Genomic DNA, 16,826 nt, shown 5'->3' on the forward strand with positions numbered 1-16,826 from the left:
CCTAGGCAACTACTTAATCAGCAACAGGAGGCTTTACACTTCCTGTGAGTTTCTCTTTCCAGTTGGACCATTTGTATTTTCGCGCAAAAACGAACATAAGAATAGGCAGTATTATAAAGATTGGAACTATTTGACCTATAGCTGAAGGCTCTGCAACATCCAAGAAAATAGAGTTGGTTTGCAATGCACTCCAATCTGAAGTAACTAGAAGTGCAATAAACATATTATTTGCCGCATGAAACCCTAATGCGAGCTCCATTCCATCATCCATGAGCGTTATAATTCCTAAAAAGAAACCTAGACCTATGTACACAGATAAAATACTATATCCAAGCTTTTCAATTTCCGGATTAAGTGCATGCATGAGTCCAAAAATGAGTGATGTGATAATAAGAGGTACAAACTTATTACCTGCAGCGACTCCTATTCCCTGCATTAAGTACCCTCTAAAAAGAAACTCTTCAAAAGAAGTTTGTAAGGGCAACAATATTAAGGTGATTGCTAGAAGCCCAAGAAAAGGCATGAGATTAAAATTCCACACAAGATCTTCTGGGGCAAAATAGTAGGCCACTACTGTGGATACCACAGAAAATATACCCCAAATGGTAAATGCAAAGAAAAAACGGGACCAATCTATGTTTTTTCTAGCGGTTACTAGCTTTGTAAATCGCTGTTTATGAATATACTTTACCACAATAACGAGTCCAAGTAACCCTCCTAAAAAGGTGCAAAGTGCAAGTATTAAGTAGAGATTACTTTCTCCCTCAAAAAGTGGAAAGAAGTTCTCTTCACCTGCTTCCATAAAGGTATCTATATCGCCAGCTTTCATCCATGATCCTACCGTTATAGGGATTACTCCTAAAAATTGCCATCCTACAAAGAATATTATTAAGAAACCTACTATGTATCTCCACCCCTCGTGTAAACTCTTATACGCCTGCTCTATATACATATATTATAATTTAAAATCCCACTGCTTGTTATTATTCATTTTTAAAGTTCCATTCACTACTTCTAGTGGTGATGGAATATTATTTGTAAAAAGACTACCTGTACCCAGTCCTTGAGGTCCTTTTGCTCCTATTTTGTGTGTCCATTGTGCGATTGCGTTGAGCCCAACATTACTTTCTAATGCAGAAGTAATCCACCATTCGATTCCTAATGAATCTGCCACATCAATCCACTCTTGACTTCCCTTAAAACCTCCTACAAAACTAGGTTTTAAAATAATATATTGCGGTTTTATAGTTTCTAGTAGCTCACGTTTTGAAGCGAGATCTGTCACTCCTATGAGTTCTTCATCTAGCGCTATGGGTGTAGGTGTACTGGCACATAATTCGGCCATTTCCTTCCACTGTTTTGTAGCAATAGGTTGTTCTATCGAGTGAATATCTAGCTCAGCTAGTTGGGCTAGGACTTCTTTAGCTTTCGCGAAAGCAAAACCACCATTTGCATCAACCCGCAAGGTAAGCTGCTCTTTACTATAATCCTTTCTTATAGAGGAAAGAATCGCCATTTCGTCTTCAAACTCAATAGCACCTATTTTCATTTTTATGCAATCAAAACCTTGCTCAAGCTTTTCGGCTACTTGGGTTCTCATAAAATCCTCATCTCCCATCCACACAAGTCCATTAATATCTATAGCCGATGTTCCTTTTGTAAAAGAAGATGGAAATAGAACGAAGGGATCACTAGACGCGAGTGATAAGAACGCCATCTCGACACCTGCCTGTATACTTGGGTATTCCATTAGCTCATCCCAAAGCGCCTGAGGCCCATTTGAAATATGATTACAAACCCATTGTAATTTTTGTTCATAATCTGGCACGTCATCATAACTAAGACCCCTGAGGATACCGCACTCACCTACACCAGTTTTACCAGCATCTTGAATAATAATATACCACGTCTCTTTAGTACGTAATATACCTCGAGAAGTACCGCTAGGTCTTTTAAACTCTAAAATATGTTTTTTATACTGTGCTTTCAATAGAATTATATTGGTCTAGTAAAAATACTTAATCATAGGCATACATTACTCATAGAATAGTATTCTCAAGAATTTGAATAATCACTCTTTTAGTGTACAAGCAAGCGGTTCATCCCCTATTTATTGCCTTACATCTATGTTCTTTTCAATAGACATCAAACAACAAAATCATAAATACCTATAAAACAATTATTTAACTCAAATTTTTACAAGTTAAAAATATTCGAAATATATTTTTTGTAATAAAAAAAATAAGTAGTTTTATATAAATAAACGTCACTATTATGATTGCATATCCTACAAAGGGACATTTATTAGTAGCCGAACCATCAATACTGGGTGATACTTCATTCACTAGGTCTGTTATTCTTCTTGCAGATCATAATGATAAAGGCTCTGTAGGGTTTATTCTTAACAAACCCCTGGATGTCAAACTATCAGATTTAATAGAAGGTATAGAAGATTGTGAGATGCCCATATACAATGGTGGTCCCGTAGAGCAAGAGAACTTATATTTCATACATACTGCGCCAGATCTTATAGAAGGTAGTCTAGAGATAGCATCAGGCATTTACTGGGGAGGAAATTTTGAAAGAGCTCTAGAACTTATCATAAATGAAGAGATATGCTGTGAGAAAATTAAATTTTTTCTTGGATATAGTGGGTGGGACAGTAACCAACTTAATCAAGAGATTATCCAGAACAGCTGGGTAATTCTTGAAAATGAACAGCAAGACGAGCTACTTAAAGATAACCACACAGCGCTGTGGAGAGATAAAATTATTGAGATAGGCGGCGATTATGCGTTATGGTCTAATGCTCCTGAGAATCCACAATATAATTAACCCAACCTTACTTTTACATTAAGCTTTTTAAGAAGTGCAGAGGCTGTATCTATCTTGAACTGCTTCTTTCTATACTTTGTAATGGGTTGTATTCCCATAATTGTGTTTGTAATAAAAAGCTCATCTGCCTTTTGTAATTCAAAAGGTGATATTGATGCCTCTTCAAAAGTATATTCATCCATCAATCCTATTATACTGATGAGTTGTTTCCTTATAACTCCACGCAAGCAACCATCAGATAGTGGCGGCGTTTTAATATGAGTTCCTTTTACTAAGAATAAATTTCCTTGAAGTGCTTCGGCTATATTTTTCTCATTATTTACTAGAAGACAGTTATCATATCCATTTTCTTGAGCATAGATGCTCCCTGTAACGTGTACAATCTTATTTGTAGTCTTGAGCGTAGATATTAAATCTGCATTTATGTAATGATCTTTATACAACTCAACTTCATACGGCTCTTCGTTGAGAAGATAAAATGGATTAGTGTGCGCTTTCGCGAAAGCGTAATAGCCCACACCACGCTCCTCCGGAAGATATTTACCACCACCAGATCTATACACCGTAATGCGTATACGAGCAGTTTGATCAATTAAACTTGATGCTTCAAGTGTTTTTAAGAGTTCTTGTTCGAGAAATTCTGGCGTAAATTCCATAGGGATTTCCATGCGGAGAATACGCATAGAAGCCATGAGTCTAAAGTAGTGGTCTTCCCAGAAAAGAAGCTTCCCGTTTACTGCCTTGATTGTTTCAAAAAGTCCATCGCCATAAAGTAAACCTCTATTAAATGGATTAAGTTGCGCGTCTTCTGGTGAGAATAAAGTTCCGTTGTGATTGATCATAAAAAAACCGCCTTTTTGGGAGGCGGTGCAAAGATATTAATTAGGCTTTAGTTATGATGAGCCTATTACTTGTTTCAACTCTGAAATTTGATTTTCCCAAAACATTTTACCTTCATCTACTTCATCTTCCTCTGCAAAGTCTGTTACCATAAGTGATACATCCTTTGTAATCTCATCTACTTGTAGGCGCAATTCAAAATAATACTCCTCACCTTCGTCTGCTGCCCACTGAAATTTTATACGATCACCATTCTTTTTAGTAAGAAGCTTTGCTTTTTCTTCACTTCCATCCCAAATAAAAGTATAGTGGTCGCCTCTTAAATTTACATTATCTGCAAACCACTCGCTCATCCCTGATGGAGTAGCTATGTATTGGTATAACAAAGAAGGAGAAGCCCTTACAACAAACTCAATCTCATATTTAATTTTATCGCTCATAGAAATTTCTTAATGGTATGACAATATATTGAAAGTAATTAGGAGAACAAAGTAATTAAATTGATTTTATTTAAGAAAGAGGTTTGCACAACCACTAATATATTTTATATTTGCACCCGCTTAGGAACATTGCTTAAGCAACAACGTAAATTGCTTTCTCTTTAAAACTGCAATTTATAATTATGGCGAGGTAGCTCAGTTGGTTAGAGCGTCGGATTCATAACCCGGAGGTCGGGGGATCGTGCCCCCCTCTCGCTACAACAATAAAAAGGCTTCACAGAAATGTGAAGCCTTTTTTGTTATATGAAATTTTCGTTGAAATGTAAACTATCCGTATTCATCAACTTCTCAGCTTTTTATAGAGTTAATTACTCTAGACACTATCAATACAAATAAGCATGACAAAGGTTGTAAATTCACAATTATCTTACTGTATGCAACCTAGGTATGAAATAACGTAGTACGTAACATTATAATCTTCTTTAGACCTTAGTAATTTTTGACACTTAAATTTGTGCAAAATGGTAATTATAAGGCATGAAACAATCAGATATTACTTAATAATAATATTTTTCACCAACACCTCTGTGGTAGGCGCATCTGCTATTCCCTCAAATCCAGGTTGCTTTCCACCTACCTCAACAATTATATCTTGTGGCTCAAAAACCTTCTGGCCATCATCATTTATTCGTGCATAGGTCTCAGGAGCAACCTCAAATGAAACCGTTTTAGACGATCCTGCTGCTAATGAAATACGCTTAAATGCAACAAGACTACGATTAGGATTCATTCCCTCTACTCCTTTGTGTTTTACATAAACCTGAACAACTTCATCTCCATCCAAATCTCCTGTATTATGAACATCTACCGAAAATTTGAGTGGTGCTTTTACTCCTATTTGTTCGTTTAGAGTAAGATTGTCATATTTGAAAGTTGTGTAGCTCAGTCCGTGACCAAAAGGGAAAAGTGGTTCTCCTTTGAAATATTTATAGGTTCTACCTTCCATGTCATAAGATTTAAAATCAGGCAGATCATTAACACTCTTATAAAAAGTAACAGGTAATTTCCCTCCAGGATTATAATCTCCAAATAACACATCTGCTATTGCTTGACCACCAAACTCACCTGGATACCAAGCTTCAAGTATAGCGGGCACTTTGTCTGCAGCCCAATTAACTGCAAGAGCACTTCCATTCATCAAAACAACAACGGTTGGTTTACCAAGTGCTTGAACTTTTTTCATAAGTTCTATTTGAGTTTTAGGGAGTGTAATTTCTGAACGGTCACCCTTATCGAATCCTTCTAGTAATACCGGCATCTCTTCTCCCTCAATATCTGGTGAGAGACCCAAACAAAGAATAACAACTTCAGACTTTCTTGCTGCCTCTAGGGCTGGAGTAATTAAATCCTGATTCATTTTTGCCCAGACAAAATGAGCTTGCGGATCTGCATGGTAATTATAATAGTCAATGCGTACTTTACTTACTTCTCCTTTATCAAGTGCTACATCAAAATATTTAGTCTTAGGCTCGTGGTCATCCATAAACTCAAACTGTAAAGAATCATTTACATATAATTTAGCAGCGCTACTCGCTTTCACCCCAATTCTGTAGGTACCACTCTCTGGGGCTGTAAGCTCTCCAGACCAACGTACCGAGAAGGTATCAGTACCTAAACTATCAATTGGCTTTTCTGGCATCCAAATGAAATTTACATTTTCATCTACTCTAGTAAATGCAGGTTCACCTTTCCATGAACGATTAGCAAAATATTCTGCTTTTAAACCAGGCTTACCAGAATGTGATAATGCAGAAGCTGGAATAACATCAAGAATAGGCCAACCTTCAGCAACATCACTTCCTAAAGCGTAAAGTACTTGAGCATTTGGAAGTTTTTCTCTTATAGATTTTAGCGGTGTATAATAGTTTGCAGGTGTACCGTGATAATTCCCTAGTAATGCTTGCTTTGAATTTGCATTAGGACCTATAACAGCAATAGATTTTATATCCTTATTCAATGGCAAGAGGTTATTCTCATTTTTGAGTAACACCATTGATTCTCTCGCAACCTTTTTAGACAATTCATAATGCTCTTCACTTGCAACCACATCATAAGAAATATCTGCCCACTTAACATTATCATCAAACATTCCTAATTCAAAACGCGCAGAAAACAGTCTTGTTAGCGCAATATCTAATTTGGACTCATCTATCAGCTTTTTGAGAACAGCTTCCGTAAGAGAAGGATCATAAACGCTTCCACAATTTAAATCTGTACCTCTATCAACTGCTAATGCTCCTGCGGCTGCTGGAGTTTCTGTCAATCCATGTTTTCCAGGTTCCCAGAAATCATTGATTGCCCAACAATCTGAAACAACATATCCTTTAAATCCCCAATCATCTCGTAAAATCCTATTAAGTAATAGATTACTACCACAACAAGCTTCATCTCGATACCTATTATAAGCGCACATTACCGAGTGTACATTTGCTTCTTTGACTGCTGCCTCAAAGGCAGGTAAATAAGTTTCGTATAAATCCTTATCTGTAGTATGATAATTATCCTCATGCCTAGATTTCTCTGGACCACTATGTACCGCAAAATGCTTTGCAGTGGCAACCACCTTTAAGTAATCTGGATCATCACCTTGTAGTCCCTTAATATAGTTTACACCCATACGACTAGTTAAATAAGGATCTTCTCCATATGTTTCTTGCCCACGGCCCCATCTAGGATCTCTAAATATATTAATGTTAGGAGTCCAGAACGTTAAACCCTGATAAATACCTCTTTTACCTTCATTTACAAACTTATGGTGTTTTGCTCGAGCTTCATCAGAAACAGCTACACCCATGTCGTGAATTAAGTCCGAATCCCAAGTAGCACCCATTCCAATTCCTTGTGGAAATACTGTTGCTAGTCCAGCTCTCGCCACACCGTGCAAGCATTCATTCCACCAGTTATATTCAGGCACCCCTAATCTCTCGATAGCCGGAGCATCATAACGCATTTGAGAAACTTTCTCTTCTAAAGTCATTTGATTAATCAAATCTTTAACACGATCTTCTCGTGGAAGTTTCTGGTTTTGAAATGCAAACTCATAAGAGATTGCCTTTTCTTCACAACTCGAGAGCAATGCAATACATATTGCTAAAATTGATATAGTAAGTATTCTATTCATTCGGCTACTGTAAAAATTAAACTATTTATAAATGCAAGAATTTTATTCTCAACACTCCCAAATTTAATCTCTTTATCAACATACTGGTTAGAAGACATTAAGCAGTACATACCATTTATGTTGCGATTAAGTGCTTATATGCCCCAAATGCAACATTTGAACTATATCGTGCTTCATTTCTCTTACATGACCGAAACTAGCCAATTGCTAAGGGAGAAATGTATCTAGCGAAGAGATTTGATTGTAAGTGATGTTTTAAAAAATGCTATTATAATGTATTTCTTAAAGGAAATAGAAGATTATATATTAATCAATCTCTAGGCTGAGCCTCCGTAGGTAGAATTCCAAAATGCGCTTTAAAACACTTCGTAAAGTATGAAGGTGAGGAAAAGCCAACTTTATAACAGACTTCACTTACGTTTGCATTTTCAGTTTGCAATATCTGTTTAGCTCGCTCTAATCTAAGCTTACGCACAAATTCATTAACTGTTTGCCCCGTGAGTGATTTAACCTTGCGATAGAGTTGACTCCTGCTAAGGCTAAGTTCTGATGCTAATGACTCGACACTTAAATTAGAATCACTCATATTATTATTTACATAAGTTAGTACCTTCTGTATAAATACTTTATCAATAGAGGTTGCACTAGCATTCTCATCTGATCCACTTATGGCTCCAAAGTATTTATCAAATATCAACTGTCTACTCTTAATGAGCTGCTCCAAACGTAATTTGAGTAGTCTAAAATCAAAGGGCTTTACCATATAGGCATCTGCGCCATACCCTATTCCCTCTATACGATCGTCTATGAGCGCTTTGGCTGTGAGCATTAATAAGGGAATGTGGCTTGTGCGTATGTCATTTTTAATTTGCTTACAAAATTCAAAACCATCCATTTCAGGCATTATCACATCAGTAATAATAATATCTGGATTCGATTCTTTAGCAACATTGAGTCCTTCAACCCCATTAGCCGCTTGTAAAATTTTATACGTCCCTTTAAGTTCGCTACGCAAGTATTTTCTAAGTTCCGCGTTGTCCTCCACTATCAATAGGGTGTGCGACCTATGTGTAGGTAGAACATCAATTTCTTCTGGGATATTTGTTATGAATGTTTGTGGTGTTTTTTCTTTCTGTATCTCGAGATCTGTTTCTTTTGATATTAATTCTTTCTTTTTAAAATGCTTTTTACCAGAGGGCAATAATATTCTAAATGTTGTTCCTTCCCCATACTTACTATCTACCTTGATTTCACCTCGATGAAGCTGTACCAAGTCCTTTACAACCTCTAGACCTATACCTGTCCCACCATAATAAGTTTTATTAAGATTTTCTACTTGGTAAAAACGATTAAATATACGCTTGAGTTGTTTCTTTTTAAGTCCTGGTCCAGTGTCGCTAATGATGATTTCGACTACTGCAATTTTTTTATCGGGATTAATTAACGGCATTATCTCGCCAGCCTCGTTTAATTTTACCTCCACATTTATTGCTCCGCCGTCTGGGGTTACTTTTATAGCATTTGACATGATGTTGAAAATAACTTTTTCAAGCATGCCTTCATCTGCATATAACTTCACATCTGGGATTGCGGCGTCTACCGAAAGATATATATTACGATTAAATGCTTCCTCTTTAAAATATGAGATAATATCTTGGGTAAAACTAAGTGCATTAATCTTCTTTGCTCGTATTCGTAATTTGTTCAATTCGAGCTTACGTAGGTCCATCAATTCATTAATGAGCCTAAATAATCGATCGGTATTTTTATAAATGATATGATGCTTTTCCTTTATACGTTGTGGTAAATTGAGTGTTGTGTCATTGAGAATATCCTTCAGCGGACTAATCATTAAAGTAAGTGGAGTTCTAAACTCATGTGAGATGTTTGTAAAAAACTGTAGCTTTTTCTCGTGTAATATGTCTTCTTGTTCACGTTGAGCACGCTCGTTTGAGATTGCCTCTTTTTCGCGTAAGCGTTGCTTTGAAATCTTACTTATAGCGTAAAGGCCTAGTACAAATAACAAGATATAACATACAATCGCTAGATTAGTCTTCCACCAAGGAGGAAGAATTTTAATTTTTAATTCTAGAACATCTTCATTCCAAACACCATCATTGTTAGCAACCTTTACTTTAAAAGTATAATCGCCATTATCTAGATTTGTATAAGTAGCACTTCTTGCATTTCCTACATAATTCCAAGTTGTTTCTAGCCCCTCAAGATAGTACGCATATTGATTTTTTTCAGGACGTGTAAAACTTACTCCAGCATACTCAATAGTAAATACAGATTGCTTGTGATTAAATATAATTTCACTAGTCTCAGCGATTGATTTTTTAATAGGAGCATCCTCTTGTGAAGGATCTACCTCTTCATTATAGATTTTTAAACCTGTAAAATATAAAGAAGGAACGTTGTTGTTTATTACAATCTCGGCTGGGTTAAAAAAGTCAACTCCCCTATAATTACCAAAATATAATGTACCATCACCATCCTTTAAGACTGCATTAAAATTAAAATCGTTAGAGAGTAAACCATCACTACTGGTGTATTCTGTAAACGTGTTTTTTAATACATCATATTTAGTAATTCCAGAATTACCTGCAAACCACATATTGCCGTCGTTACCCTCAATAATACTTACTACGTTATCATTGCTCAATCCGCTGTTAGTGTTTAGCCAACTGAAAGAATCATCACGTATGCTATAATGACACACCCCAGCTCCTCTAGTTCCTATCCACATATCACCATTTGAGCTTTGATATAAGGATAATATATGGCGCGCACTCTTTCTATTTTCGCCTGGCTTTTCCATTCGGTCTACTAATGAAATCGCCCGCCACTCTTTATTTGCAAATTGGTCAATTTTAAAGAGTCCATCTGTAGAACCCAACCATATCGCAGAATCACGGTCTACGAGCACCTTACGCACATCACTAGTCTCAATGCCCAAACTTTTAAAAGCTTCGCCATCTTGATGTACAATTGTCTTAGTGACTGGATCAAGAGTATGCAACCCTCCATAAAAAGTACCTATAATGATTGTTCCATTTTCATCTTCGTCAAAACTCAAAATAGCATCAGAGATAAGGGCTCCATCCGTATTTAGTCTATTAAAATTCTTAAATACCCTAGAACCTTTCTTTAAGAAGTAGATACCATTATCCCAGCTCCCTATCCACACATTCTCCTTGCTATCTATAAAAATAGTTTGAAGATAGTCACTATCTAGACCTTGGTACAAACCATAACCTTCTCCGTTTACGTGTGTTATCTTACCTGAAATGGGACTATAAATATCCAGACCACCACCGTCCATCACTATCCAGATATCACCACTGGCATCTTGTGACATACCAGTAACAGAATTTTCTTTAAGTGAGTTTTCATTATTAGATAAGCTCTCTATATTATTAAACTTGTCATATAATTTATCACTTACAGCTACGCCATTATTGTAATAGCCCATCCACACTCTCTCATTATCGTCCAGAAAAAGTGACCAGATAGAGTTTGATAAAATACTATTATCATCCGTACGATCAGATAGATAATGTTTAATGAGCGTTCCGTCACTTCTCAGATGAAATAAACCATCGTTCTCACTACCGAACAATAAAGAATTATCTGATAAAGTGATTGCAGAAAGTATACGCTTTCGCGAAAGCGGGAAATGCTCCACCTTACTTACTGTGGTTCCATTTTTTAAGGTGAGCTTATAAATACCTTCAGAAATAGTACCTAGCCATAAGTTATCTTCTTTGTCAAAAACAAGCGTCTGTATTTGACTTTGAAAAACCTGAGTGTTTTCTAATTCACTAGAAGGCAATAACACTTGGTTAGTATGTTCATTATAAACACGTAATCCATTTAAGGTTCCTAAAAATGTTTGATGTGATTCACTTTCTAGTTTAAGACTAGATTGTATAATAGTATTTCTACCATCATAATCATTTATATATTTGCTTTCTAAAGTTTTTGTTTTGAGTACTATCAGCCCCGCCTCTGTTCCTAACAATAGCTCATTGTCTTTAGAGTTTCCTATACTCAATATTGATATATTGGCTAGCACTTCACTACCTAAAAAGACTTTCTCAAATCTATCTAAAGATTTATTATAACGATTAAGACCATCTTCTGTACCTACCCATAGTGTGTTTTCAGTATCTAGATACATACTATAAATAAGATTACTAGATAAAGAGGCAGGGGCATTTACTTCATATCTATATGAAGTATATGTTACACCATCAAATTTGTATAATCCGCTACCGTTGGTACCTATCCAGATAAAACCGTAATCATCTTGTATAATAGACGAGATCCCTACTTTAGATATTCCATCCTTTATGCTTACAAAATTCAAAGATTTTGTAGCATTCTGTGCTTGAGTCGAAAATGACTGAAGACAAAACAGTAATGTAATCAGTAAAAGTAATTTTCTGAAAATCATGAAGAAAAAAGTTATTGAAATCTAAAGGTACTGTCTTTCACAAAAACAAACTGACCTCAAGTGCTTCTACTACCTCATAGTAATAGTTACGATAGTGCTTTCCAGTTTTACCATCTCTTTAATAGATAAGTTCAAGTACACTCTTCTAGAAATTCTGTGCGTTTTGAAGTATAATAATACTTTATTTTTTAATTAAAATAGCCTCCCAACAGTTTGACATACTATAATTATCACGAATAGTCGCAAAATATTAAATGTATTTGATTTACGCTTTCGCGAAAGCGTATTCTACCTCAATTACTTCTTAATCCAAACGTCCTCCATCTCTTCCAGAGTTTTTCCTTTGGTCTCTGGTATAAATTTCCACACAAAAAGCATCGCTAGTACACTCATACCTCCGTAAACCCAGTATGCAAAACCATGATTAAACTGCTCGGTTAGATAGGTATTATCATCCATCATAGGAAAAGTGAGTGATACTAGATAGTTTGCTATCCATTGTGCCGCAACGGCTATAGACATTGCACGACCTCTAATTTTATTAGGAAAAATTTCTGAGAGTAACACCCATGTAACAGGACCCCAACTCACAGCAAAACTTGCCACATAAACCATCATACATGCTAGTGCGAGATATCCAGTAGCACCGGTAAAAAAGACAAATCCTAATGAGAACATTGCAATAGCCATTCCTAACGCACCTATCATCATTAAAGGTTTACGTCCATATTTATCTACCGTTTTTATAGCAACGATAGTAAATAAGAAGTTTACAACACCGACAATTATGGTGAGTAACAGCGCACCGTCCGTATTAGGATCAATCTTCTTGAAGATTTCCGGAGCATAATATAAAACCACATTAATACCTACAAATTGCTGGAGTATAGAAAGTAAGACCCCCACAATAATCACTAGCCATCCAAAGGATAGTAATTTACCCGAGTGCTGCGTGAGCGACTCTTTGATCTGATCTAAAATATACTGCCCAGCCACTTTTCCGTTCACTTTTTCAAGTACGTTAAGTGCCTCTTGGGGATTGTTACGTAGCATTAATGAGCGTGGTGTATCTGGTACTCCTAATAAAAATATGAAAAAGAGCCCTGCAGGTATAATTTCACTAGCAAACATATAACGCCATCCTAAAGTATTAAGCCACTCGTCAGACCCTCCAGTTTTTGAGATAAAGTAGTTTACAAAATAAACTACCATAAATCCAGCAACGATAGCCAGCTGATTGTAAGAAACAAGCTTCCCTCTAATATTTGCAGGCGCAATCTCTGCAATGTATAATGGTGACATCATAGACGCAAGTCCAACTCCCATACCACCAATAATTCTGTAAACGATAAAAACAGTACTAAATGTATGATCACCTTGACCTATACTCTCAAAAAACAACTCTGGCATCGCCGAGCCTATGGCAGATATCAAGAAAAGTATAGCCGCAAGAATTAATCCATTCCTTCTACCTAGCCAGCGGCTTACAAAACCACTCAAAGCTCCACCTATAATACAGCCTATAAGGGCACTGGACACTATAAATCCTTTGAAAGCATTTGCTGCTGTCTCACTAAGCCCTTTGGGTATTACAAAGAAGCTATCTAGAGAACCTACGGTTCCAGAAATAACACCTGTATCGTACCCAAAAAGGAGCCCTCCTAGCGTTGCAACTACAGTAAGTTTGAGTAAATAGCCTGATTTTTTATCGTTTGACATCTAATTAAGATTATATGTATTGATTAATGATGTTCTCAAAAAGCTCTTGCTTTCCACTAATTAATGGTAACTCTCCGTTTTCTTGAGCTATTTTGTATAAATCAGTAAGGTCTAGTTTTCCGTTTTCAAAATCCTTTCCATTACCTCCATCAAATGAGCTATACCTATCTGTCACCATCTTTTTATAAGGTGAAGATGTAAGAATTTTATCTGCTGTGATTAAAGCACGTGCAAACGTATCTGCACCGCCTATGTGTGCAAGAAAAACATCCTCCATATCTGTGGAGTTTCTACGCACTTTTGCATCAAAGTTTACACCACCGCCTTGCAGTCCGCCAACTTGTAAGAATACAAGCATCGCTTCTGTAGTTTCTTGAATATTATTAGGAAACTGGTCTGTATCCCATCCATTTTGATAATCACCACGATTTGCATCAATACTACCTAGCATTCCCGCTTTTGCAGATACTGCAAGCTCGTGCTGGAAAGTGTGTTGCGCAAGTGTAGCATGATTTACCTCTATATTCATTTTAAAATCTTTCTCAAGACCGTATTCATGTAAAAAGCCTATTGCAGTAGCAGCATCAAAGTCATACTGATGCTTCATAGGTTCCATAGGCTTTGGCTCGATAAAGAAATTCCCTTTAAAACCTTGGCTACGTGCATAATCTCTAGCCATTCCAAAGAAACGACCTAGATGGTCTTGCTCACGTTTTAAATCTGTGTTGAGTAAAGACATATATCCTTCACGACCACCCCAGAACACATAGTTCTCTCCATCTAATTTCATGGTAGCATCTAGTGCCAGTTTTATCTGTCCGCCTGCTCTTGCTAGGACATTAAAATCTGGATTACTCACAGCACCATTCATATATCTAGGGTTAGAAAAGCAGTTTGCCGTTCCCCATAATAATTTGATACTAGTATCTGCTTGCTTTTGTTTGATATAGTCTGTAATACCGTGAATTCTTTTTTCACTTTCGGCAAAGGTTGCTCCCTCTTCTACAAGATCAAAATCATGAAAACAGAAATAGTCAAATCCCATTTTTGTGATAAATTCAAATGCTGCATCTGCTTTCGCGAAAGCGGCATCCATGGGATCTTTTGGTGCATCCCAAGGAAAGTTTTGTGTTCCAGGACCAAAAGGATCTGCGCCCTGCCCACAGAAGGTATGCCAGTAAGCAATTGAAAATCTAAAATGCTCACGCATAGTTTTACCTGCCACTACTTGGTCTGGGTTGTAATATTTGAACGCAAGTGGATTATCTGAATCTTTACCTTCAAATTTGATTTTTTCTATGTTTTTGAAATAAGTTTTTGTTGCCATTAGTTGTGTTTTTGTACTATGAATTCTAATTCTGTTTTCCAGTTATTATATGCCGCTTCGTAGGGCTCTTTATTTTTAATAGGGATATAGGTCATCACGTGGTCGTTCTTTGTAATACTTTCTCCAAAACGATCAAAATCACCATCTGTAAGTCCGGCGGCTCTTGCTGCACCTACGGCACCCGTAGTATTATAAATCTCTATTTCTTGACCTATGAGAGTTGCTACTGTATTTGCAAATATTTCAGAACGGAATAGGTTATCATTTCCTGCTCTTATAACGTTGATTTCGGTTTGATCTTTCTTAAGTATATCCATCCCATAGACAAATGAAAAAGCAATACCCTCCAGTGCAGCCCTATATAAATGAGCGTTGCTATGCTGGTTGAGATTGAGATTACAAAAGTGCGTACCCACATTTTTATTATCCAGCATACGTTCTGCACCGTTACCAAAAGGGATTACAAGAACTCCATCTGATCCTATAGGTAACTTTGAAGCTTTACGATTCATGTTCTCGTATGAATTCTCTACACTATTATTGCGTAACCAGCGATACTGGATCCCCGCACCATTAATATTGAGTAATCTCCCTACAGTGGGATGCTCTTTTGTATAATTTACGTGAGCAAAATGATTTACTTTACGTATTTCTTTAAATTCACTTTGATCTGTTACTGCATAAATCACCCCTGAAGTTCCGCCGGTGGCGGCAACTTCTCCCGGTCTAAAAATGTTGAGTGACAGTGCATTGTTAGGTTGGTCACCAGATCTGTAGGTCACAGAGATTCCCTTAGGTAAACCTGTAGCCTTAGCTGCAGCAGTGTGCACTTTACCTTGATCTGTAAAATTATCTACAACATCTGGGGTAAGACTGTGATCAATACCGTAATAATCTAGAAGCTCTGTAGCGACTTTATTTGTTTTATAATTCCATAAAGTACCTTCGGCTAGACCATTTTTTGTGGTTACTAGTTCTCCTGTAAGTTTATAGGCTACGTAGTCTCCTGGCAACATATATTTATGAATCTGTTCATAAATATGTGGCTGGTTATCTTTAACCCATTTTAACTTAGATGCAGTAAAGTTTCCTGGTGCGTTAAGTAACTCTGTGGCACAAAACTCATGACCTAAATCTTGATATGCCTTGTCTCCTATTGCTACAGCTCTACTATCACACCATATGATAGAATTGCGAAGGCTTTTACCCTCTTTATCTACTAGTACTAAACCGTGCATCTGGTATGAAATACCGATGGCAGTAATTTTAGTGGCATCTATTTTTGCTTCCTGAAGAATGCGTTTTGTCGCTTTACAAATGTAATCCCACCATTGTTCTGGATCTTGTTCTGCCCAATCTCTTTGTATGGCGATAATCTCCATTTCGCCTGGTGGCTCATGCAATGAAGCCAGTTTTTTGCCCGTCGCAGCCTCAACTATGGCAACTTTTACCGACGAACTCCCGATGTCATATCCTATAGTATACAATATATGTTATTTTAAATTTTAATAAGTTTTATCTGTTTCCTATCATTAATAAGGATATCATACACACGATTTTTATGAATGCATACTCAAACTCACCAGTTACCTCATCACATTAAAGAAGAGTTGCTGCTACTTTTTATGTACTCTAGAATGCTAAATGTGGTCATACTCAATTGCATTTTTGCTACAATAAGAAATGCGTGGATAATGTATGTTTAACAAGAAGCTAAAAATAGTCTTAGACCTAAATTGAGCTTAGAACAAATCGAGCATCTTATAGAACAAATGATGCGAATAGCAGTAAAAACAACAATTTACAGCTCTATATTCACACCTCAATTAAGATATTTTATTTCTAGTGACCGATTATCATATTCTAATGAACTAGCACTTTTTGGCCATCAAAATAGTGGCAACAATCGATGATTTAGATAAACTATAATCAAATTTCTTGTTGAAAAGTAAACCTCAAATTATGTATACAATTCTTTTGAAACTGCTTTAAAAAAAACGTATCCTATTACAAATGTTGTATCTG

The 16,826-nt window shown here is 36.5% G+C and carries 10 protein-coding genes and 1 tRNA gene; 2 read left to right on the forward strand and 9 right to left on the reverse strand.

Annotation, left to right across the window (positions count from 1 at the left end):
* Positions 1 to 13: 13 nt before the first annotated feature.
* Complete coding sequence (locus D017_RS00910) at positions 14 to 952, reverse strand: CPBP family intramembrane glutamic endopeptidase (protein ID WP_035334174.1); 939 nt, start codon at positions 950 to 952, stop codon at positions 14 to 16.
* Between the two features lie 3 nt (positions 953 to 955).
* A complete protein-coding gene (gene menC, locus D017_RS00915) occupies positions 956 to 1,990 on the reverse strand; it encodes an o-succinylbenzoate synthase (protein WP_035334176.1) in 1,035 nt (344 codons plus the stop codon).
* Between the two features lie 284 nt (positions 1,991 to 2,274).
* On the opposite strand from menC, the gene D017_RS00920 reads away from it, so the two are divergent.
* The gene (locus tag D017_RS00920; RefSeq protein WP_035334178.1) at positions 2,275 to 2,835 is read left to right on the forward strand and encodes a YqgE/AlgH family protein; all 561 of its coding nucleotides are present in this window, start codon (positions 2,275 to 2,277) and stop codon (positions 2,833 to 2,835) included.
* Here D017_RS00920 and D017_RS00925 read toward each other — a convergent pair.
* Together D017_RS00925 and D017_RS00930 are read right to left on the reverse strand one after the other, a co-directional pair.
* Positions 2,832 to 3,677 carry an aminotransferase class IV gene (locus D017_RS00925; protein WP_035334180.1) on the reverse strand — a complete coding sequence of 282 codons (846 nt, stop codon included), beginning with the start codon at positions 3,675 to 3,677 and terminating at the stop codon, positions 2,832 to 2,834. The genes D017_RS00920 and D017_RS00925 overlap by 4 nt on opposite strands.
* A 51-nt stretch (positions 3,678 to 3,728) precedes the next feature.
* A complete protein-coding gene (locus D017_RS00930; RefSeq protein WP_035334182.1) occupies positions 3,729 to 4,115 on the reverse strand; it encodes an START-like domain-containing protein in 387 nt (128 codons plus the stop codon).
* Between the two features lie 184 nt (positions 4,116 to 4,299).
* On the opposite strand from D017_RS00930, the gene D017_RS00935 reads away from it, so the two are divergent.
* Positions 4,300 to 4,373, forward strand: a tRNA-Met gene (locus D017_RS00935).
* A 295-nt stretch (positions 4,374 to 4,668) separates the two neighbouring features.
* Here D017_RS00935 and D017_RS00940 read toward each other — a convergent pair.
* The 5 genes from D017_RS00940 to D017_RS00960 all read right to left on the reverse strand — a co-directional run bounded on the left by D017_RS00940 (position 4,669) and on the right by D017_RS00960 (position 16,288).
* Positions 4,669 to 7,296: a glycoside hydrolase family 3 C-terminal domain-containing protein gene (locus D017_RS00940; protein WP_035334183.1), complete on the reverse strand. Its 2,628-nt coding sequence runs from the start codon at positions 7,294 to 7,296 to the stop codon at positions 4,669 to 4,671.
* Positions 7,297 to 7,606: 310 nt separating this feature from the next.
* Entirely contained in the window at positions 7,607 to 11,668 is a 4,062-nt protein-coding gene (locus D017_RS00945) for a hybrid sensor histidine kinase/response regulator transcription factor (RefSeq protein ID WP_225969319.1), read from the reverse strand.
* 384 nt (positions 11,669 to 12,052) lie between these two features.
* Positions 12,053 to 13,474 (reverse strand): D-xylose transporter XylE, encoded by a 1,422-nt coding sequence (gene xylE, locus D017_RS00950; RefSeq protein ID WP_035334185.1) that lies wholly within the window; start codon positions 13,472 to 13,474, stop codon positions 12,053 to 12,055.
* Between the two features lie 10 nt (positions 13,475 to 13,484).
* Positions 13,485 to 14,801, reverse strand: a complete 1,317-nt coding sequence (gene xylA, locus D017_RS00955; protein ID WP_035334186.1) for a xylose isomerase — start codon at positions 14,799 to 14,801, stop codon at positions 13,485 to 13,487.
* A complete protein-coding gene (locus D017_RS00960; protein ID WP_035334187.1) occupies positions 14,801 to 16,288 on the reverse strand; it encodes an FGGY family carbohydrate kinase in 1,488 nt (495 codons plus the stop codon). Before D017_RS00960 ends, xylA begins: the two co-directional genes overlap by 1 nt.
* Positions 16,289 to 16,826 lie beyond the last annotated feature (538 nt).

The sequence above is a fragment of the Dokdonia sp. PRO95 genome (assembly GCF_000355805.1).
GTDB lineage: Bacteria > Bacteroidota > Bacteroidia > Flavobacteriales > Flavobacteriaceae > Dokdonia.